Source organism: Pantoea sp. EKM101V (assembly GCF_011800325.1).
GTDB classification, from domain to species: domain Bacteria; phylum Pseudomonadota; class Gammaproteobacteria; order Enterobacterales; family Enterobacteriaceae; genus Pantoea; species Pantoea anthophila.
This window is the reverse complement of record NZ_JAALFP010000002.1, coordinates 254242-275008: the sequence shown is the minus strand read 5'-3', so window position 1 is coordinate 275008 and position 20767 is coordinate 254242. Positions and strand designations below refer to the sequence as shown.

Annotated in this window: 15 protein-coding genes; 10 read left to right on the top strand and 5 right to left on the bottom strand. The window is 54.6% G+C overall.

From position 1 onward, the window contains the following. Positions 1-47: 47 nt before the first annotated feature. On the bottom strand, positions 48-1013 hold the full coding sequence (trxB, locus tag HFD92_RS05170; RefSeq protein WP_009091134.1) for a thioredoxin-disulfide reductase: 966 nt from the start codon (positions 1011-1013) through the stop codon (positions 48-50). Between the two features lie 110 nt (positions 1014-1123). Between trxB and HFD92_RS05165 the strand changes: the two genes are divergently transcribed. From HFD92_RS05165 to HFD92_RS05135, 7 genes are all read left to right on the top strand, one after another. Next, positions 1124-1357 (top strand): hypothetical protein, encoded by a 234-nt coding sequence (locus tag HFD92_RS05165; RefSeq protein WP_141629822.1) that lies wholly within the window; start codon positions 1124-1126, stop codon positions 1355-1357. Positions 1358-1531: 174 nt separating this feature from the next. After that, positions 1532-2026, top strand: coding sequence for a leucine-responsive transcriptional regulator Lrp (gene lrp, locus HFD92_RS05160; RefSeq protein WP_006118610.1), 495 nt, complete (start codon positions 1532-1534; stop codon positions 2024-2026). 118 nt (positions 2027-2144) lie between these two features. Next, positions 2145-5753, top strand: a complete 3609-nt coding sequence (locus tag HFD92_RS05155) for a DNA translocase FtsK 4TM domain-containing protein (protein WP_167428441.1) — start codon at positions 2145-2147, stop codon at positions 5751-5753. Positions 5754-5930: 177 nt separating this feature from the next. Next, on the top strand, positions 5931-6542 hold the full coding sequence (gene lolA, locus HFD92_RS05150; protein ID WP_009091130.1) for an outer membrane lipoprotein chaperone LolA: 612 nt from the start codon (positions 5931-5933) through the stop codon (positions 6540-6542). A gap of 7 nt (positions 6543-6549) precedes the next feature. Further along, complete coding sequence (locus HFD92_RS05145; RefSeq protein ID WP_167428440.1) at positions 6550-7893, top strand: replication-associated recombination protein A; 1344 nt, start codon at positions 6550-6552, stop codon at positions 7891-7893. Positions 7894-7985: 92 nt separating this feature from the next. Continuing rightward, on the top strand, positions 7986-9278 hold the full coding sequence (gene serS, locus HFD92_RS05140; RefSeq protein WP_167428439.1) for a serine--tRNA ligase: 1293 nt from the start codon (positions 7986-7988) through the stop codon (positions 9276-9278). A gap of 319 nt (positions 9279-9597) precedes the next feature. Next, positions 9598-10749: an MFS transporter gene (locus HFD92_RS05135; RefSeq protein ID WP_167428438.1), complete on the top strand. Its 1152-nt coding sequence runs from the start codon at positions 9598-9600 to the stop codon at positions 10747-10749. Between the two features lie 53 nt (positions 10750-10802). Here the strand turns inward: HFD92_RS05135 and pflA are convergent, their stop codons facing one another. From pflA to ycaO, 4 genes are all read right to left on the bottom strand, one after another. After that, positions 10803-11543, bottom strand: a complete 741-nt coding sequence (pflA, locus tag HFD92_RS05130; protein WP_167428437.1) for a pyruvate formate lyase 1-activating protein — start codon at positions 11541-11543, stop codon at positions 10803-10805. 164 nt (positions 11544-11707) lie between these two features. Then, a complete protein-coding gene (gene pflB, locus HFD92_RS05125) occupies positions 11708-13990 on the bottom strand; it encodes a formate C-acetyltransferase (protein ID WP_009091120.1) in 2283 nt (760 codons plus the stop codon). 72 nt (positions 13991-14062) lie between these two features. Then, on the bottom strand, positions 14063-14923 hold the full coding sequence (focA, locus tag HFD92_RS05120; RefSeq protein ID WP_167428436.1) for a formate transporter FocA: 861 nt from the start codon (positions 14921-14923) through the stop codon (positions 14063-14065). A gap of 371 nt (positions 14924-15294) precedes the next feature. Further along, positions 15295-17058, bottom strand: a complete 1764-nt coding sequence (gene ycaO, locus HFD92_RS05115) for a 30S ribosomal protein S12 methylthiotransferase accessory factor YcaO (protein ID WP_140924435.1) — start codon at positions 17056-17058, stop codon at positions 15295-15297. 314 nt (positions 17059-17372) lie between these two features. Between ycaO and serC the strand changes: the two genes are divergently transcribed. The 3 genes from serC to cmk all read left to right on the top strand — a co-directional run bounded on the left by serC (position 17373) and on the right by cmk (position 20712). After that, entirely contained in the window at positions 17373-18458 is a 1086-nt protein-coding gene (gene serC, locus HFD92_RS05110) for a 3-phosphoserine/phosphohydroxythreonine transaminase (protein ID WP_167428435.1), read from the top strand. Positions 18459-18540: 82 nt separating this feature from the next. Continuing rightward, positions 18541-19827, top strand: coding sequence for a 3-phosphoshikimate 1-carboxyvinyltransferase (aroA, locus tag HFD92_RS05105; RefSeq protein WP_140924433.1), 1287 nt, complete (start codon positions 18541-18543; stop codon positions 19825-19827). A gap of 198 nt (positions 19828-20025) precedes the next feature. Then, positions 20026-20712, top strand: a complete 687-nt coding sequence (gene cmk, locus HFD92_RS05100) for a (d)CMP kinase (RefSeq protein ID WP_046101522.1) — start codon at positions 20026-20028, stop codon at positions 20710-20712. Positions 20713-20767 lie beyond the last annotated feature (55 nt).

Sequence of the window (20767 nt, the reverse complement as noted above, 5' to 3'; positions counted from 1 at the left end):
ACTGAAAAACCGTCGCCTGGAACATTTGAGATCAGCGGGTTAACAAGTTACTGATCGTTTTTAACCAATCCATCAAGAAAACGCTCAGCGTCTAACGCCGCCATACAACCGGTGCCCGCAGAGGTGATCGCCTGGCGGTATGTGTGGTCCATCACATCACCTGCCGCAAATACACCCGGGATGCTGGTCTGCGTCGCGTTTCCGTGCAGGCCGGACTGCACTTTAATGTAGCCATTTTCCAGCGCCAGCTGTCCGTCGAAAATTGCGGTATTCGGGCTGTGGCCGATAGCAACAAACAGACCCGCCACATCCAGCGATTCGGTTTCCTCGTTCTGCGTCGAGCGCAGGGTCAGCCCGGTGACGCCCATCTGGTCACCGACCACCTCTTCCAGCGTGCGATGCGTGTGCAGCACGATATTCCCGTTGCGCACTTTTTCCATCAGACGATCAATCAGGATCTTCTCAGCACGGAAGCTGTCACGGCGATGGATCAGATGCACTTCAGACGCGATGTTCGCCAGGTAGAGTGCCTCTTCAACGGCCGTATTACCGCCGCCAATCACGGCCACTTTCTGGTTACGGTAGAAGAAACCGTCGCAGGTGGCGCAGGCAGAGACGCCTTTGCCTTTGAACGCCTCTTCGGAAGGCAGACCCAGGTAGCGCGCTGACGCACCCGTCGCAATGATCAGGGCGTCAGCCGTGTATTCGCCGCTGTCGCCGGTCAGACGGAACGGACGGTTCTGCAGATCAACGGTGTGGATGTGATCGAAAATGATCTCAGTATTGAATTTTTCGGCATGCTCATGCATACGCTCCATCAGTGATGGACCTGTCAGATCGTGCGGGTCGCCCGGCCAGTTCTCCACTTCAGTGGTCGTGGTCAGCTGTCCGCCTTTTTCCAGACCGGTGATCAGCACCGGGTTCAGGTTGGCGCGTGCAGCATAAACCGCTGCGGTATAACCCGCTGGGCCGGAGCCCAGAATGAGTAGCTTACTGTGTTTGGCCGTACTCATGCGTTCCTCAGTTTCATTCGGCTGACATAGCCTGCGATTGTAGGGAATATCCGGCAGCAATGACAAGGTTTAGGCAATTTTGTTAACGATAGCTGCAAGTGGCGTAGACGATGAATGGCAACTTTGCCTGTGCAATGCGCCAAAAGGGGGCAAAACTCCGCTTAAGCGGTGCAATAGCTGAAAAAACCTCATTTAAAAACAGTAACCCAGCGGTCTGTCTGGCATCTTGTCCTGAATTTGGTGATTTTACTTTGACAATCGCCTGCGCTTTTGCGAAAACATTATCAGAAGCGGATAACATTTATCGGAACAAAACAGGTTTTCATCGCCTGTTTTGCACTTAACGCCGAATAAAAGCAGCCTGGTATGGATAATGACGCATGATGTGGACAGACAGCATGCGTCATATCGATAAGTCTCACCCACAGGCTCTGTTAGCTCACTTCAAAAATGCCCCGAACAATGAGCGTTTTCAGGGTGTGGCAGGTAAAGGGAAGGAATGAAGAGAGACAATAATAATGGTAGATAATAAGAAACGCCCCGGGAAAGACCTCGACAGAATTGACAGGAACATTCTGAACGAACTTCAGAAAGATGGTCGTATTTCAAACGTAGAGCTTTCCAAACGCGTAGGATTATCGCCTACGCCATGTCTTGAGCGCGTGCGCCGTCTCGAACGTCAGGGATTTATTCTTGGCTACACCGCACAGCTGAACCCGCACTATCTTGATGCTTCTCTGCTGGTATTCGTTGAGATTACTCTGAATCGTGGTGCGCCGGATGTGTTTGAGCAATTTAACGCCGCTGTGCAAAAACTTGAGGAAACTCAAGAGTGTCACCTCGTTTCCGGTGATTTCGACTACCTGCTGAAAACGCGCGTTCCTGACATGTCTGCCTACCGTAAGTTGCTGGGTGAGACCCTGTTGCGCCTGCCGGGCGTAAACGACACGCGAACCTATGTCGTCATGGAAGAGGTCAAACAGAGCAATCGCCTGGTAATCAAGACTCGCTGATGCGGGGCAGGTGCAAAACCTGAGATATTTCGGTACACTCCTGTGAATTCATACAGGATCAGCGTCGGGCTTGCCCGACGCTGTTGCTTCTTACTTTACAGGCACCTGGAGAGTCCTCTTGAGCCAGGAATATACAGAAGATAAAGACATTACGTTACAGTCGCTGAGCAGTGGACGTCGTCTGCTGGAAGCGTTGCTCATTCTGGTGGCGCTGTTTGCCATCTACCTGATGGTTTCACTGGTCAGTTTTAACCCTTCCGACCCGAGCTGGTCGCAAACGGCCTGGCATGAACCTATCCACAATATCGGCGGCAGCGTCGGTGCCTGGCTGGCTGACACCTTACTTTTCATCTTTGGTGTAATGGCGTACGCCATTCCGCCGGTTATCCTGGGTCTGTGCTGGATTGCCTTCCGTCAGCGCGATAATCAGGACTATTTTGACTACTTTGCTGTCGGGCTGCGCCTGATCGGCGTTCTTGCGCTGGTGGTCACCACCTGTGGCATGGCGGCACTCAACGCAGATGATATCTGGTACTTTGCCTCAGGCGGGGTGATCGGCAGCCTGGTGAGTAATGCCATCGCTCCCTGGTTCAGTCCGGCTGGCGGCACGCTGATGCTGCTCTGCGTCTGGGCGGCAGGTATCACGCTGTACACTGGCTGGTCATGGCTCACTATCGCCGAGAGAATTGGTGGGGTCGTGATGGGCGTGCTGACCTTTGCCAGCAACCGCTCCCGTCACGATGAACCCTGGCAGGAAGAGGATGAACAGGATACGCGTGAGTATGATGACGCGCCTGTGCTGTATACCGGCGATCAGGATGATGATGTGCTGTTGTCTGCCCCCCGCAAAGCCGCTGAACCCTCACCGTCTGAGCAGGATCCGTTGCTGGCTAAAGCCGCCGCAGCCACCAGCGCGGCCGTTGCCACTACCACAGAAGCGGCCGATGTGCTGCTGACTCCGGCTGCGCCTGTTGCAGCGGCAACGCCAGGAACTGCTGCGTCCGCGGCACCTGCAGCCGTACCGCCGTCAGCGGTGCATCCAGCAGCAGCAGAAAGCCTGTCGGCCTCGCAGCCAGCTGCGCCTGTGCAGCCGGCACCGGCTCAGAGCGCCCCTGCTTATGTGGCAGCGTCTGCGCCGACGGCAACGCAGAGTGCATCTGCTCCTGCTGCCGCACCTCCGCTTTATCACTTTGAAATGCCTGACGAGGCGCCAGCGGCTCCGGCGTTCAGTGCCTATGACGATGATGAGCCGAAAATGGGGAACTGGCGCGACACGCCGGTCAACCCTGTGGTGCCCGCCGCAACAGCCGCGGTCACCGCCGCTGCCGCCGCCTCCCGAACCGCGACGCGCACGGCCCCGATCTTTGACCTGGCACCTGAAACGAATCTGAATCCGCAGGTTAAGCAGGGTATTGGCCCGGCATTGCCGCGTCCTAATCCGGTAAAACTGCCTACCCGCCGTGAGCTGGCCTCGTATGGTATTAAGTTACCTTCGCAGCGTATGGCTGAAGAGAAAGCGAAAGCGGAAAGCGCTGAATCGACTGCGGCTGCATCCGATCTTCCGACTCAGGAGGCTGAAGAAGCGCAGCAGCAGGCTGAACTGCGCCAGGCCTTCCAGTCTGAACAGCAGCAGCGGTATGGCGCCGGCTGGCAGCAGGATGATGAGGAAGAACAGGAGGCGCAGCAGCAGGCCGCCCTGGCGCGGCAGTTCGCCGAACAGCAGCAGCAGCGCTATGAACCGCAAGAGCGAAAAGAACCGGTCTTTAATCTGGATACCGCGTCAGCCTTTGATTTTTCGCCAATGAAAGATCTGGTTGATGAAGGCCCGTCTGAACCGCTGTTCACCATTGCCGCTACGCCGGAACCGGAAGCGCCGGCGGTTTCACATGAACCCTGGCAGCAGGTGCGTGAGGTGTCAGAACCGCAGGCTCCGGCTCAGGTTCCTGCTCCCCCACGCTATGCGCCGGCAGAGCCCGCCTATGCTCCGCCAGCGGCAACGCCTGAGCCGGATTATGCTGCGCCTGCCTACAGCGCCCCGGCCGCGCCTCAGGCTCCGGCCCCCTCTACGTCAGCCTACGCTGCGCCCGCGGCTCCTGCTTATAGTGCACCGGCTGCAGACAATGCTGCGCCCAGTTATGGTTCGCCAGCAGCACCGGTTCAGCCGGTTGAAGAAGCGAAGCCGTCACTGCATGACAGCCTGATCCACCCGTTCCTGATGCGCCATGAGCAGCCGCTGGAGAAACCTTCCACGCCGCTGCCTTCGCTGGATCTGCTGACCGCACCGCCGGAAGAGGAAGAGCCGGTAGATATGTTCTCGCTGGAGCAGACTGCCCGCCTGGTGGAGTCGCGTCTGGGTGACTATCGCGTCAAGGCGGAGGTGGTCGGCATTTCACCGGGGCCGGTCATCACCCGTTTCGAGCTTGACCTGGCGCCGGGTGTGAAAGCGGCACGTATCTCCAACCTGTCACGCGACCTGGCTCGCTCACTGTCGACAGTCGCGGTGCGTGTGGTGGAAGTCATCCCAGGCAAACCTTATGTTGGTCTGGAACTGCCTAACAAGCATCGTCAGACCGTCTATCTGCGTGAAGTGCTGGATTGTCCTAAATTCCGTGACAATACCTCTCCGCTGGCTGTGGTGCTGGGTAAAGACATTGCCGGTCAGCCAGTCGTCGCCGATCTGGCGAAAATGCCTCACCTGCTGGTTGCCGGTACGACCGGTTCCGGTAAATCGGTGGGCGTAAACGCCATGATCATCAGCATGCTTTACAAGGCGACGCCGGAAGAAGTGCGCTTTATCATGATCGACCCGAAAATGCTCGAACTGTCGGTCTATGAAGGCATTCCGCACCTGCTGACGGAAGTGGTAACCGACATGAAGGATGCGGCGAATGCGCTGCGCTGGAGCGTGGGTGAGATGGAGCGTCGCTACAAGCTGATGTCGGCGCTGGGCGTGCGTAACCTGGCGGGCTACAACGAAAAAGTTGAGCAGGCGGAAGCGATGGGACGGCCGATTCCTGATCCGTTCTGGAAGCCGGGTGACAGCATGGATATGACGCCGCCGGTGCTGGAGAAACTGCCTTACATCGTGGTGATGGTCGATGAGTTTGCTGACCTGATCATGGCGGTCGGTAAAAAGGTTGAAGAGCTGATTGCGCGTCTGGCACAGAAAGCCCGTGCTGCCGGTATTCACCTGGTGCTGGCCACACAGCGTCCTTCTGTCGATGTTATTACCGGTCTGATTAAAGCGAACATCCCGACACGTATCGCCTTTACCGTCTCCAGCAAAATTGACTCGCGCACCATCCTCGATCAGGGTGGCGCAGAGTCGCTGCTGGGTATGGGTGACATGCTCTACATGCCGCCAAACTCCTCAATACCGATTCGTGTTCATGGCGCGTTTGTTCGCGACCAGGAAGTTCACGCGGTGGTTCAGGACTGGAAAGCGCGTGGCCGTCCGCAATATATCGAAAATATTACGGCGGGCGAAGAGAGCGAAAGTGCCGGTGGAATGGAGAGTGATGAAGAGCTGGATCCGCTGTTCGATCAGGCTGTCAGCTTTGTCATCGACAAGCGCCGCGCGTCGATTTCAGGCGTGCAGCGTCAGTTCCGCATCGGCTATAACCGCGCGGCACGGATCATTGAACAGATGGAAGCGCAGGGTATCGTCTCTGCACCCGGACACAATGGCAACCGTGAAGTGCTGTCGCCACCGCCACACGATATGTAACGGTTAACAGGTTGTAACACGTCTTAATGAGCCAGTTCCGACTGGCTCATTGTTTTTATGCGGTTTATCCCCCATATCTGAATCAGCTTTCGGTTTTTTCCTCTATCCTGATGGCGGAACGGCGACCAGGCTTAAAGCAGTCATCGATGGGAACGTTTAAATAAGGAATTGAAGCAGATGAAATTACGCGTAATCGCTCTGGGCCTGTTGGCCACCTTTGCTTCAGCCAGCGTGCTGGCTGATGCGTCCAGTGATCTGCAACAGCGCCTGAATAAGGTCAGCAGCTTCCACGCCAGCTTCACACAAAAAGTCACGGACAGCAGTGGCGCCAGCGTGCAGGATGGTGAAGGCGAGCTGTGGGTCAAGCGTCCCAGCCTGTTTAACTGGCATATGACCGCCCCGGACGAAAGCATCATCATCTCTGACGGCAAATCGCTGTGGTTCTACAACCCGTTTGTTGAACAGGCGACGGTCAGCCTGCTGCAGAATGCGACCAGCAACACGCCGTTTATGCTGATTGCCCGTAATCAGTCCAATGACTGGAAGCAGTACAACATCAAACAGCAGGGCGACAATTTCGAACTGACGCCGAAAAGCAGTGACGGCAATCTGAAACAGTTTACGATTCAGGTAACGCCTGGCGGAACCATCAATCGCTTCAGCGCGGTGGAACAGGATGGGCAGCGCAGCGATTATCAGCTGAAAAGTCAGCAGAATGGTGCAATCAGCCCGGACAAATTCACGTTCACACCGCCAAAAGGCGTGACGGTGGACGACCAACGTCAGTGAGGTCACGGTGAGTAACCTGTCCCTGGATTTTTCCACCGAAAATTTCAAACCTCTGGCCGCGCGTATGCGGCCAGAAACGTTGAAACAGTACATTGGTCAGCAACATCTGCTGGGTGCCGGTAAACCGCTGCCGCGTGCCATTGAGGCAGGGCACCTGCACTCCATGATCCTCTGGGGCCCCCCCGGGACCGGCAAGACCACGCTGGCTGAAATCATTGCGCACTATGGCAATGCCGATGTGGAGCGTATCTCAGCCGTGACCTCCGGGGTTAAAGAGATCCGTGAGGCCATTGAGCGTGCCAGGCAGAATAAGCAGGCCGGGCGACGGACGATCCTGTTTGTGGACGAGGTGCACCGGTTCAACAAAAGCCAGCAGGATGCTTTTTTACCCCACATCGAGGATGGCACTATTACTTTTATTGGTGCCACCACAGAAAACCCCTCTTTTGAACTCAACTCGGCATTGCTGTCACGCGCCCGCGTCTATCTGCTGAAATCCCTGACGCTGGAAGATATCGAGCAGGTGCTGGATCAGGCGATGCTGGACAAGGCGCGCGGCTACGGCGATACAGATATTGTCCTGCCGGACAACACGCGCAGAATGATCGCTGAGCTGGTGAATGGTGATGCGCGTCGGGCACTGAACACGCTGGAGATGATGGCGGATATGGCTGAAACCACCGCATCCGGCCAGCGGGAGCTCACGCCCCGGTTGCTTAATGAAGTGTCTGGCGAGCGTTCGGCGCGTTTCGACAACAAAGGTGACCGCTTTTACGATCTGATTTCGGCGCTGCACAAATCCGTGCGTGGCTCTGCGCCTGATGCGGCGCTCTACTGGTATGCACGTATTATCACCGCCGGGGGCGATCCGCTCTATGTGGCGCGCCGGTTACTGGCTATCGCCTCTGAGGATGTCGGCAATGCCGATCCGCGCGGGATGCAGGTCGCTATTGCCGCGTGGGACTGTTTCACACGCGTAGGCCCGGCAGAAGGGGAGCGCGCCATTGCACAGGCGATTGTTTATCTGGCCTGCGCACCGAAGAGTAATGCCGTTTATACCGCCTTCAAGGCCGCCATGCGGGATGCCCGTGATCATCCGGATTTTGATGTGCCGGAACATCTGCGCAACGCGCCAACGAAGCTGATGAAAGAGATGGGACTCGGCAAAGAGTATCGCTACGCCCACGATGAAACCAACGCCTATGCCGCAGGTGAAGTCTATTTCCCGCCGGAACTGGCTGACGCGCGCTATTACCGTCCAACCCAGCGCGGGCTTGAGGGCAAGATTGGCGAAAAGCTAAGCTGGCTGGCTGAACAGGATCAAAATAGCCCGACAAAACGCTACCGCTGAAACAGACGTTACGGTAATGTGGGCAATGTTTTCAACGCATTCCGCCGGAGTGCGTCCCTTCTTTCAACCAACTTTTTAAACACAGGATAAGCATGCTCGATCCCAATCTGCTGCGTAACGAGCCAGACGCAGTCGCAGAAAAACTGGCACGCCGGGGATATAAACTGGATGTGGAAACGCTGCGTTCGCTGGAAGAGCGTCGCAAGGTCCTGCAGGTAGAAACAGAGAATTTGCAGGCAGAGCGTAACTCCCGATCCAAATCCATCGGTCAGGCCAAAGCCCGTGGGGAAGATATCGAGCCGCTGCGTCAGGAAGTGAACGCGCTGGGCGAACGCCTGGATGCCGCAAAAGCAGAACTGGATGAACTGCAGAATCAAATCCGTGACTTTGCGCTGGCACTGCCGAACATTCCGGCAGACGAAGTGCCGCTGGGTAAAGATGACAGCGAAAACCAGGAAGTCAGTCGCTGGGGAACCCCGCGTCAGTTTGATTTCCAGGTTAAAGATCACGTTGAGCTGGGTGAAGCAGCCAAAGGCCTGGATTTTGCGGCCGCCGTAAAACTGACCGGTTCGCGCTTTGTCGTGATGCAGGGACAGATTGCCCGCCTGCACCGTGCGCTGAGTCAGTTTATGATTGACCTGCACACTGAGCAGCATGGCTACCTGGAAACCTATGTGCCTTATCTGGTTAACCACGAAACGCTTTACGGTACCGGACAGCTGCCGAAATTTGGCGCAGATCTGTTCCACACCCGCCCGCTGGAAGAAGAATCAGACAGCAGCCACTATGCCTTGATTCCGACTGCAGAAGTGCCGCTGACTAACCTGGCGCGTGACGAAATCCTCGAAGAGGAGAGCCTGCCAGTCAAACTGACCGCACATACGCCGTGCTTCCGTTCCGAAGCGGGTTCATACGGCCGTGATACCCGCGGTCTGATCCGTATGCACCAGTTCGATAAAGTGGAAATGGTTCAGATTGTCAGCCCGGAGCAGTCGATGGATGCGCTGGAAGAGCTGACAGGGCACGCCGAGAAAGTGTTGCAGTTGCTGAACCTGCCTTATCGTAAGGTTTTACTCTGCACTGGCGACATGGGCTTTGGATCGACCAAAACCTATGATCTTGAAGTGTGGTTACCGGCTCAGAACACTTATCGTGAAATCTCCTCCTGTTCGAACATGGGCGATTTCCAGGCGCGTCGTATGCAGGCACGTTGCCGCAATAAACAGGATAAGAAACCACGGCTGGTACACACCCTGAACGGCTCGGGGCTGGCTGTAGGCCGTACCCTGGTTGCGGTGCTGGAAAACTATCAGCAGGAAGATGGCCGCATTGTTGTGCCTGAGGTTTTACGCCCGTATATGAATGGCGCTGAGATCATTGGCTGAGTAAGCCTGACGGACTAAACCCGGCGCCCGCCGGGTTTTTTTATGCCCACAGTTTTAACTACCCTGCCTGATTATCGTCAAATGCATCACAAATAAACGTTATCGACATCAGATAGGCCGTAATGCTCAAAAATCTGTATTTTCATAGGGATAGCATTTGAGGTCCTGATGGCCTGTCGGATTGTAACCCACTGAAGATTAGTAAATTAAATGGTTGAGCAGCAAAATGTGCTGCTGTTAAATGGCACCCATTGACTTTAAAAAAGCCAGTGGCAAACTGCGCGCAATTTTCCTTTATCTGTTCTGGTTTCGATCCCCTATGTCAACCTGGTCACGCCCTGTGATTTTGCTGCTTTGCGGCCTGATGTTAATGACCGTAGCCATCGCCGTACTGAATACGCTGGTTCCACTGTGGCTGACCCATGACTTACTGACAACCTGGCAGGTGGGCATCGTAAGCTCCTCTTATTACACCGGTAATCTCGCAGGCACGCTGCTGGCTGGCTGGTTGATCAGACACTACGGGTTTAATCGCAGCTATTACCTGGCAACCGGACTTTTTGCTGTCGCCACGCTTTGCCTTACGACTCTGGAAGGCTTCTGGGCATGGAGTTCGCTGCGCTTTATTGCGGGCGTGGGCTGTGCGCTGATGTGGGTGGTGGTTGAGAGTGCGCTACTCTGCAGTGGAACGGTACGTAACCGCGGCCAGCTTCTGGCAGCCTATATGATCGTCTACTACCTGGGCACGGTGGCCGGTCAGTTGCTGGTCAGCAGACTCTCAACAGAGTTGCTGAGTGTGATCCCCTGGGTCACGTCGCTGGTGTTCTGCGCGGTACTGCCGCTGGTCTTTACCCGCGTCTCCGCCAGCGCTGAAGCGGCGGAGCCCGTACCGGCCCGCATCTGGCCTATGCTTCGTCGCCGCAGCTCGCGCCTTGGCATCAATGGCTGCATTATCTCCGGTATCGTCCTGGGTTCACTTTACGGCCTGATGCCGCTTTACCTGTCGCATCAGGGAATGAGTGATGCTCATGTGGGCTACTGGATGGCGTTACTGGTCAGTGCCGGGATTGTGGGGCAGTGGCCCATCGGTCGTCTGGCTGACCGCTTTGGTCGCATGCTGGTGCTGCGGGTGCAGGTCTTTGTGGTTATCCTGGGGGCGATGGCGATGCTGGCCAATGCCGCAATGGCACCGTCGCTGTTTGTGCTCGGCCTCGCCGGCTTTACACTCTATCCGGTGGCGATGTCCTGGGCCTGTGAGACGGTATCACACCATGAGCTGGTTGCCATGAATCAGGCGCTGCTACTGAGTTATACCGTCGGCAGTCTGGCGGGACCGGCGATGACCTCCGTTCTGATGCAGAATTACTCTGATCGCTCACTGTTTATCATGATTGCGACGGTGGCGCTGATCTATCTGGTGATGCTGCTGCGTAAAGCGAATCATCACGCTACGCCAGTGGCGCATGCCTGATCGCGGAATAACAAAAAGGGAGCCACTGGCTCCCTTTTCTGGCATAAAATGGTTCAGTACATGACTTCGTGTCCGTAGCTGGCAAGAATATTTTTTACCCGCTCCATTGTCTCTTTCTTCGGCGGCTTCACGCCATCCAGTTTGTACTCTTCCCCCATCGCAATCCATTTGTGCTTACCCAGCTCGTGGTAAGGCAGCAGTTCAATCTTCTCAACATTCTCCATATCGCGAGTGAATTCACCCAGCCGGTGCGCAGTATCATCATCGTCGGAATAGCCTGGCACCACGACAAAACGAATCCAGGTGCGTTTGCCTTTTTTCTGCAGGTAGCGGGCAAAGTCCAGCGTGCGATGATTCGACACGCCCACCAGAATCTGGTGGATATCGTCATTCATCTGCTTGAGGTCGAGCATCACCAGATCGGTCACGTCGAGCAGTTCATCGATCACCGGATCATAACGGCGGACAAAACCGTTGGTGTCGAGACAGGTATGAATGCCTTCCGCCTTGCAGGCACGAAACCAGTCGCGCACAAACTCAGACTGAAGAATGGCTTCGCCTCCGGATGCGGTGACGCCACCGCCAGAGGCGTTCATGAAATGGCGATAGGAGAGCACATCCGCCATCAGGGCTTCGACGCTGATCTCTTTGCCACCATGGGTATCCCAGGTATCTCGATTGTGACAGTAAAGGCAGCGCATCAGGCAGCCCTGGAAGAAGGTAATGAAGCGGATGCCGGGACCATCGACGGTGCCGCAGGATTCAAACGAGTGGATACGACCGTTAACTGACATTGCGATGTTTTCTCCAGTGAGTCTGCCGTAACAGACGGCGCAATCTCTGTTGCGCTCAGGGCAGGAAATCGATTCTGGTGGACACCTTCACAGAGACGACCACCAGAACAGACTTTTAAATAAAAGGCTCCGCGCGGAGCCTTTTTAAGCGGGCAGGGCGGTGATTACAGTGACTGAGTAAAGGTACGGGTAATCACATCCTGCTGCTGCTCTTTAGTCAGCGAGTTAAAGCGAACAGCATAACCGGAAACGCGGATGGTCAGCTGTGGATACTTCTCAGGATGCTCCATCGCGTCCAGCAGCATTTCACGGTTCATCACGTTGACGTTAAGATGCTGACCGCCTTCGATGCTGGCTTCATGATGGAAGTAACCATCCATCAGACCGGCAAGGTTGGTTTTCCGCACGTTATCATCTTTGCCCAGCGCGTTCGGCACGATGGAGAAGGTGTACGAGATACCATCTTTCGCATAGGCAAACGGCAGTTTCGCAACGGAGGTTAGTGACGCTACCGCACCTTTCTGGTCGCGACCGTGCATCGGGTTAGCACCTGGTCCGAACGGTGCACCAGCGCGGCGTCCATCCGGGGTGTTACCGGTTTTCTTACCATATACCACGTTTGACGTAATGGTCAGGACAGACTGAGTCGGCACGGCATTGCGATAGGTGGTCAGCTTCTGGATTTTCTTCATGAAGCGTTCAACCAGATCGCAGGCCAGGTCATCCACACGCGGATCGTTGTTACCGAACTGCGGATATTCACCTTCGATATCGAAGTCAATTGCCAGGCCGTCTTCATCACGGATAGGTTTCACTTTGGCATATTTAATCGCGGAAAGTGAATCCGCCGCCACAGAGAGTCCCGCAATACCGCACGCCATGGTGCGATAGACGTCCCGGTCGTGTAAGGCCATCAGTGCCGCTTCGTAGCTGTACTTGTCATGCATGTAGTGAATGATGTTCAGCGAGGTCACATACTGTTTTGCCAGCCAGTCCATGAAGTGATCCATACGCTCCATGACGGTGTCGAAATTCAGCACGTCGTCGCTGATTTTGTCGCCTTTCGGGCCCACCTGCATTTTCAGTTTTTCATCAACACCGCCGTTGATTGCATAGAGCAGTGTTTTCGCCAGGTTGGCTCGCGCGCCAAAGAACTGCATTTGTTTGCCGACAATCATCGGGCTGACGCAGCAGGCAATGGCGTAGTCATCATTGTTGAAATCCGGACGCATCAGGTCATCGTTCTCATACTGCAGGGATGAGGTGTCGATAGAGACCTTAGCGGCAAATTTCTTAAAGTTAATCGGCAGTTTCTCTGACCACAGAATGGTCATGTTCGGCTCGGGTGACGGTCCCATGGTGTAGAGGGTGTTCAGGAAGCGGAACGTGCTTTTTGAGACCAGTGTACGGCCATCAACGCCCATACCGGCCAGGGATTCAGTGGCCCAGATTGGGTCGCCTGAGAACAGCTCATCATATTCAGGCGTGCGCAGGAAGCGGACCATGCGCAGTTTCATCACCAGATGGTCGATCAGCTCCTGGGCCTGTTCTTCTGTCAGCTTACCGGCTTTAAGGTCACGCTCAATGTAGACATCCAGGAAGGTGGATACGCGACCAAAGGACATCGCAGCACCATTCTGTGATTTCACGGCGGCCAGATAGCCGTAGTAGGTCCACTGTACCGCTTCGGCAGCGTTGGTGGCCGGGCCGGAAATGTCGTGGCCATATTTTGCCGCCATCTCTTTGATCTGCGCCAGCGCACGGTGCTGATCGGAAATCTCTTCACGCAGACGAATCGTTGCTTCGAGATTTACGCCATTCTCCAGATCGTTCTGCAGTGAGGTGAACTGCGCGAATTTATCCGCCATCAGGAAATCGATGCCGTAGAGCGCGACACGACGATAGTCACCGATGATACGTCCGCGACCATACGCGTCCGGCAGACCGGTCAGAATACCGGATTTACGGCAGCGCAGGATGTCTGGTGTATAGACGTCGAACACACCCTGGTTGTGGGTTTTACGGTATTCGGTAAAGATTTTTTTCAGTGAAGGATCAAGCTCACGGCCATAAACTTTGCATGAGCCTTCCACCATTTTGATGCCGCCGTAAGGAATAATGGCGCGCTTCAGAGGGGCTTCAGTCTGCAGACCTACGATTTTTTCCAGTGGCTTGATGATGTAGCCAGCGTCGTGTGAGGTGATGGTTGAAGCAAGATCGGTGTCAAAGTCGACAGGCGCGTGGGTGCGGTTCTCAATTTTGATCCCTTCCAGCACGCTTTCCCACAATTTGGTAGTGGCTTCAGTTGCACCCGCCAGGAATGACTCATCACCTTCATAAGGGGTGTAGTTCTTCTGAATGAAATCGCGCACGTTGACGCTATTCTGCCATTCGCCTTCAGCAAATCCTTCCCATGCTGTGGCCAGTTTTGCATTAAGTTCGGTCATACTATACCTGCCTTAGATGAAGAGACTGTTACGGTCAGGCACAGCGGATGGGCTGTGCCATCAAAAATACGTTTAGTGTACCGGGTCACCTTTACGGAGATAGATCACCCAGTAAGTCAGACCCACCAGAACGCCGCCGCCAATAATGTTACCCAGAGTTACGGGGATCAGGTTGTCGAGAATAAAGCGAGTGACGGTCAGTGAGTGAAACTGTGCTGCTGTCGCCCCTGCCGCCTGCCAGAACTCAGGTGTCGCAAAGTCGCGGATAGTGATGGCATAGGGGATCAGAAACATGTTGGCGATACTGTGTTCGAAACCACTGGCTACAAACATCGAAACGGGCAGAATCATCACCACCAGTTTATCGGTCAGGCTACGGCCGGAATAACTCATCCAGACCGCGAGGCAGACCAGCAGATTAGCCAATGTGCCCAGGCAGACCGCTTCAATAAAGGTATGGTGCATTTTGTGATCGGCGGTCTGCAGCACATTTAATCCCCAGGCACCGTTAGTAACCATATGTTGTCCGGCAAACCACATCAGGGCGACAAAGAAGAGGGCACCGCCCAGGTTACCGACATAAACGTTGATCCAGTTACGGGCCAGCTGGCCCCAGCTGATACGTCCACTGGCTTTGGCCACAACGATGAGGACCGTCGATGTGAAGAGATCGGCACCACACACGACGACCAGCATCAGGCCGAGTGAGAAGCAGATACCCCCAATCAGTTTGGCTATGCCATAGGGCATTGTGCCGCTGCCGGTGGTGGCTGTGATATAAAAAACGAATGCGATTGAGATAAATACGCCAGCGGTTAACGCCAGAAAGAAAGTGGTAAAGGGGTGTTTGGTGGCTTTATAAATTCCGGCATCTTCAGCAACTTTTGCCATTGCGGCCGGAAGTAATAGATTAAAAGGGTTGTCAGTTTTCACACTAACTTACTCCAGAAGTTGTCTGAAAAAATAGTAACAAAGGAGTAGTAGCAAGTAATTGATGTGGATCATGTTTGCCAGAACGGTAACCATTTTGTCACAGGAAAACTGAATAATTTTGTTGTAAGATATTGAATTTATTTAATTAAATATTTTTTAAAATATGCAGGATTATTTTAATATCAGGTCTGTGATTGCCTGTCCGGAATGGCGTTTGTAACTTATTGGTCATCCGTATGTTAAATAAAACAATGGGATGTTGCGGGAAAGGGATTTAATGCAGCTAATGTTTCATGAAAAGAAAATAGCATGGCACCCGGTAAATGCAGTGCCATGCCGGATCGACTATCGACCCGCTGACGCGTCAGGAATTACGCGTTTTTCCAGTAGTGGCGTTTGGCCGTTTGCAGTTTTTCGTAAGCCGCAAGCAGAGACTGATGAGCCGGGAATGCCAGCAGATCATCATCAACCGCCTGAAGTCCGTTAAACGGCTGTTCACCACTGATGGCGGCCGAGGCGGCTTCCACTGCGCTTTCACCATACATCCGCGTGAAGGCATGATGGTATTGCAGCGGGTCACGCTCATCTTCCATCGCTAATAGCAGCAGGGTCTGCAGGCAGCGGTAGTAATTTGCCCGCTCTGGCGTAAAGACAGAGCTGTTAAATTCCATTGTCCACTCCGTCCAGATCAGGGCCTGCTCCAGATCGCCACCTGCCAGAGCCAGCATCGCCTTTAATTCACCGATACGCAGCGTCGACCAGCCGTTATCTTTACCGGTGGCCAGACCCAGCAGCTCGCGGACGCGGGTAAAGTCATCGAAACCTTCGTCATCCAGTTGCCCGATTAAATCGAGATACTCTTCCGGATTCCAGTTGCTATCAGGCAGTGCCAGCAGGGTTTCACGTATGCCCGCTCCCATGCTGTTATTTGCCAGGAAGAGGTCTTCTGCCGGATAGATATCAGACATGCCAGGCACGATGATGCGACAGGCGTAGACACCCAGATGCTCATAGTCAGCGATATAGACTTCCTGATCTTCTGAAGCAAAGATCGCCATCAGTGTGGCAAACTCCTCTTCAGTGCTGCCCGCGAAGGACCAGTCCACAAAGGGATAATCCGCCGTCTCTTTAAACAGATCCCAGGAGATCAGGCCGCTTGAATCAATGAAATGGGTTTCAAGGTTGGCGTGCTCGGCGACTTCTTCATCGTCGAACGTCGGTGGGGTAAACACATCCAGATCTTTCAGGCTCCGGCCCTGCAGCAGCTCGGTGACGGTACGCTCCAGCGCAACGCCAAAATCGGGATGCGCCCCAAAGGAGGCAAAGCAGGTTCCGTTGGCCGGGTTAAACAGCACCACGCAGATCACCGGATATTTACCGCCCAGTGAGGCGTCGTAGGCGAAAATCGGGAAACCTTCCGCTTCAAGACGGGCAATCGCTTCGATCACGTCAGGGTAGCGCTGCATCACCTCATCCGGGATCGCCGGCAGGCTGATAGCTTCAGCAATAATGCGGTTTTTGATGTAGCGCTCAAACACCTCAGAGAGCCCCTGAACACGCGCTTCATTGGCCGTGTTACCCGCCGACATGCCGTTAGAGACATAGAGGTTACCAATGATATTCATCGGGATATAAACGGTTTGCTGGTCGGACTGGCGGGTAAACGGCAGGGCACAGATGCCCCGTTCAGCATTACCGGACTGCAGATCGATTAATCCGGACGCCGTCAGCGCCTGGTCTGGATCGTAAAAGGCGCGCAGACGCGGGTCCAGAATCCCCTCAGGTAAGGATTCATCCTCAGGGGCAGCAAACCATTTTTCATTGGGATAGTGAACAAAATCGCCGTTCGCGATCTTTTTTCCAAGCCAGAAGTCAGCAAAGAAATAGTTCGTTGAGAGACGCTCAAAATATTCGCCCAGCGCGGAGGCCAGCGCCGCTTTTTTACTGGCGCCTTTGCCGTTGGTAAAACAGAGCGGGCAATCGCGGTCGCGAATATGCACAGACCAGACATGGGGAACAGGATTCAGCCAGGAAGCTTCTTCAATATTAAAGCCAAGATCCTGCAGCTTATTCTGGAAACGCGCAATGGAGTCTTCCAGTGCGGCATCTTTGCCCGGGATAAATGTTTGCGTCATAGTGCCGCTCTCTCAGTTGTCATAGGGTGCGTAAAGCGCGCCATGATACGGATTTTGCCTGAAGACCGCTATCAGGGCGGGATAAATTTACCGCTGTAGTTTTCCATTACTTCGCTTTACCGGCCAGACGCACTTTTATCGTGCTGAACGACGCCTCACAAAATTTCGTGCAGGTTTGCATTGGTAACATAACATCCGGCGCGGCAGAGTCAGAAAATGTGACCGCCTCCTGATTTATGATTGCAGCTATCAGAATGCAGTGATAAAACCGGATGATTATTCATAACCGTTCGATATGACAGTGGTGAGGGGAAATGACGCAGGTTTATAATTTTAGCTCTGGCCCGGCGATGCTACCGGTAGAAGTGCTCCGTCGTGCAGAACAGGAACTGACGAACTGGCGCGGTCTGGGTACCTCTGTAATGGAGATCAGTCACCGCAGTAAAGAGTTTATTCAGGTGGCTGAGGAAGCCGAACAGGACTTCCGTGATCTGCTAAAAATCCCGGCCGGTTACAAAGTTTTATTCTGTCATGGGGGCGCACGTGCGCAGTTCGCTGCCGTGCCGGGCAATCTGCTGGGGTCCGCGACAACGGCCGACTATGTTGATGGCGGTTACTGGGCGCACAGTGCCATTAAAGAGGCGGAAAAGTATTGCTCCCCGCGCACGCTGGATGTCAAAACAACCCGTGACGGTAAACGTGCCATTCTGCCGATGCGCGAATGGGCCGTCAGCGAAGCGTCCGCTTACCTGCACTACTGTCCGAATGAGACCATCGACGGCATCGCTATTGATGAACAGCCCGATTTTGGCAGCAAAACCGTTGTCGCTGACTTCTCCTCTACCATTCTTTCACGTCCGATTGATGTCAGCCGTTACGGTGTGATCTATGCCGGCGCGCAGAAGAATGTGGGCCCGGCTGGTTTGACGCTGGTCATCGTACGCGAAGATCTGCTGGGTCAGGCACACAGCTCTGTTCCCTCTATCCTCGATTACAAAGTTCTGGCCGATAACGACTCCATGTTTAACACGCCACCGACTTTTGCCTGGTACCTTTCGGGTCTGGTGTTTAAATGGCTGAAAGAGAAAGGCGGTGTAGCTGAAATTGATCGCATCAATCAGGCAAAATCTGACCTGCTTTACGGTGTGATTGATGGCAGCGACTTCTATCGCAATGATGTGGCGACAGAAAACCGCTCGCGGATGAACATTCCTTTCCAGCTGGCCGATGCCTCACTGGATGCGCTGTTCCTGGAAGAGTCATTTAAGAATGGATTACATGCGCTTAAAGGACATCGTGTAGTAGGTGGTATGCGCGCCTCTATTTATAATGCGATGCCGCTGGAAGGTGTTAAGGCCCTGACTGATTTCATGGTCGATTTTGAACGCCATCACGGCTAACCGATAAGATATCAGCGCTGATGCTGATGCCAGACCTCGTCCTGCGACGAGGTCTCTGTATTTTTTGAGGATTTCGTTTCACATGCAGGACTCCCTGACTCTTCAACCGATTGCGCGCGTCGACGGCACGGTAAATCTGCCTGGCTCCAAGAGCGTTTCCAATCGTGCACTGCTGCTGGCTGCACTGGCAAAAGGCACCACCCGACTCACCAATTTACTCGACAGCGATGATGTAAAGCACATGCTGAATGCGCTGACCGCACTGGGCGTCAGCTATACCCTTTCAGACGATCGCACCGTGTGTGAAGTGACGGGGAATGGCGGCCCGCTGCATGCCGCACAACCGCTGTCGCTGTTTCTGGGTAATGCCGGAACCGCAATGCGCCCGCTGGCAGCAGCACTTTGCCTGGGTCAGCACGATGTCGAACTGACCGGCGAACCACGCATGAAAGAGCGCCCAATCGGCCATCTGGTGGATGCGCTTCGTCAGGGTGGGGCGACCATTGAGTATCTGGAAAACGAACACTATCCGCCGCTGCGTTTACGCGGGGGATTTACCGGCGGTGACGTCAGTGTGGATGGCAGCGTCTCCAGTCAGTTCCTGACCGCACTACTGATGACTGCGCCGCTGGCTCAGCAGGACACCTGCATCACCATTAAAGGCGATCTGGTATCGAAACCCTACATCGACATCACGCTCAATCTGATGCAGTGCTTTGGCGTCGACGTTGAAAATCAGCACTATCAACGCTTCCTGATCAAAGGTGCGCAGCAGTATCAGTCGCCAGGGGATTACCTGGTCGAAGGCGACGCCTCTTCCGCCTCCTATTTCCTGGCCGCCGCCGCGATCAAAGGCGGAACGGTTCGGGTCACCGGGATCGGACGTAAGAGCGTGCAGGGTGACATCCGTTTTGCTGACGTGCTGGAAAAGATGGGCGCGAGCATTGAGTGGGGTGATGACTATATTGCCTGCACCGCCGGAAAACTGCAGGCGATCGACATGGATATGAACCATATCCCGGACGCGGCGATGACCATTGCGACCACGGCACTGTTTGCAGAAGGGACAACGCAGTTACGTAATATTTATAACTGGCGGGTAAAAGAGACCGACCGGTTGAGCGCGATGGCCACTGAACTGCGTAAAGTGGGCGCAGAGGTCGAAGAGGGCCATGACTACATCCGCATCACGCCGCCAGCGACACTGATTCATGCGGATATTGGCACCTATAACGATCACCGCATGGCGATGTGTTTTTCTCTGGTGGCGCTCTCTGATACGCCGGTCACCATTCTTGATCCAGGCTGTACGGCAAAAACCTTCCCGGACTATTTTGTGCAGCTTGAGAAAATCAGCCTGCGCGCCTGACAGACCTTCTCCGGTGCGTTCCCGCACCGGATTTTCCCTGATTTAATCTGGCTTTAATCGCCCGGATATCCTCTTATTTGACTAAATTTTCCCAGCCGCTCAGTGCGAAAGGGTAACCAAGCACGGCTATGCAGCGTATAATGCTAACCATTAAGGGTGGCCGACAGGCCATGAAGCACGCAGCAACAGGAGGGAATAATGACAGTAACTGCCCCGGTCATAACTATCGATGGGCCAAGTGGCGCGGGGAAAGGAACCCTGTGCAAAGCCATGGCAGAATCGCTGCAGTGGCATCTGCTGGACTCCGGTGCTATTTATCGCGTGCTGGCGTTAGCCGCATTGCATCATCAGGTGGATATCGAATCGGAAGAGGCGTTAGTGCCGATTGCTGCACACCTTGATGTGCGCTTTGTCTCTCAAAAGGGTGAAATGCAGGTCATACTGGAAGGGGAGGATGTCACCGGAGAGATCCGTACGCAGGAGGTGAGCAACACCGCTTCCCGTGTCGCTGCCTTTCCCCGGGTGCGCGAAGCACTATTGCGCCGCCAGCGTGGTTTCCGCGAGATGCCGGGTCTGATTGCGGATGGCCGGGACATGGGCACCGTGGTTTTTCCTGATGCGCCAGTGAAAATTTTCCTGGATGCCGGCCCGGAAGAGCGCGCCCGGCGCCGTATGCTACAGTTGCAGGAAAAGGGCTTTAATGTTAACTTTGACCGTCTTTTAGCCGAGATAAAAGAGCGCGACGACCGCGATCGTAACCGCGCAATTGCGCCTCTCGTCGCCGCTGGCGATGCACTGGTATTAGACTCGACTGAGATGTCTATCGACCAGGTCATTGAAAAAGCGCTACACTATGCCCGCGAAAAGCTGGGCATCCCGGCTTAACTGAATTAATAACCCTATACCACGGATCCGGTGCAGGGCATGTGAAACAACCCCA

Bases quoted from the DNA above. Each gene is read 5' to 3' on its own strand.
- pflA (WP_167428437.1), bottom strand. From the start codon at position 11,543: ATGTCAGTTAACGGTCGTATCCACTCGTTTGAATCCTGCGGCACCGTC.
- ycaO (WP_140924435.1), bottom strand. From the start codon at position 17,058: ATGACGCAAACATTTATCCCGGGCAAAGATGCCGCACTGGAAGACTCC.
- serC (WP_167428435.1), top strand. From the start codon at position 17,373: ATGACGCAGGTTTATAATTTTAGCTCTGGCCCGGCGATGCTACCGGTA.
- cmk (WP_046101522.1), top strand. From the start codon at position 20,026: ATGACAGTAACTGCCCCGGTCATAACTATCGATGGGCCAAGTGGCGCG.
- aroA (WP_140924433.1), top strand. From the start codon at position 18,541: ATGCAGGACTCCCTGACTCTTCAACCGATTGCGCGCGTCGACGGCACG.
- lolA (WP_009091130.1), top strand. From the start codon at position 5,931: ATGAAATTACGCGTAATCGCTCTGGGCCTGTTGGCCACCTTTGCTTCA.
- serS (WP_167428439.1), top strand. From the start codon at position 7,986: ATGCTCGATCCCAATCTGCTGCGTAACGAGCCAGACGCAGTCGCAGAA.
- trxB (WP_009091134.1), bottom strand. From the start codon at position 1,013: ATGAGTACGGCCAAACACAGTAAGCTACTCATTCTGGGCTCCGGCCCA.
- pflB (WP_009091120.1), bottom strand. From the start codon at position 13,990: ATGACCGAACTTAATGCAAAACTGGCCACAGCATGGGAAGGATTTGCT.
- HFD92_RS05135 (WP_167428438.1), top strand. From the start codon at position 9,598: ATGTCAACCTGGTCACGCCCTGTGATTTTGCTGCTTTGCGGCCTGATG.
- lrp (WP_006118610.1), top strand. From the start codon at position 1,532: ATGGTAGATAATAAGAAACGCCCCGGGAAAGACCTCGACAGAATTGAC.
- HFD92_RS05165 (WP_141629822.1), top strand. From the start codon at position 1,124: ATGAATGGCAACTTTGCCTGTGCAATGCGCCAAAAGGGGGCAAAACTC.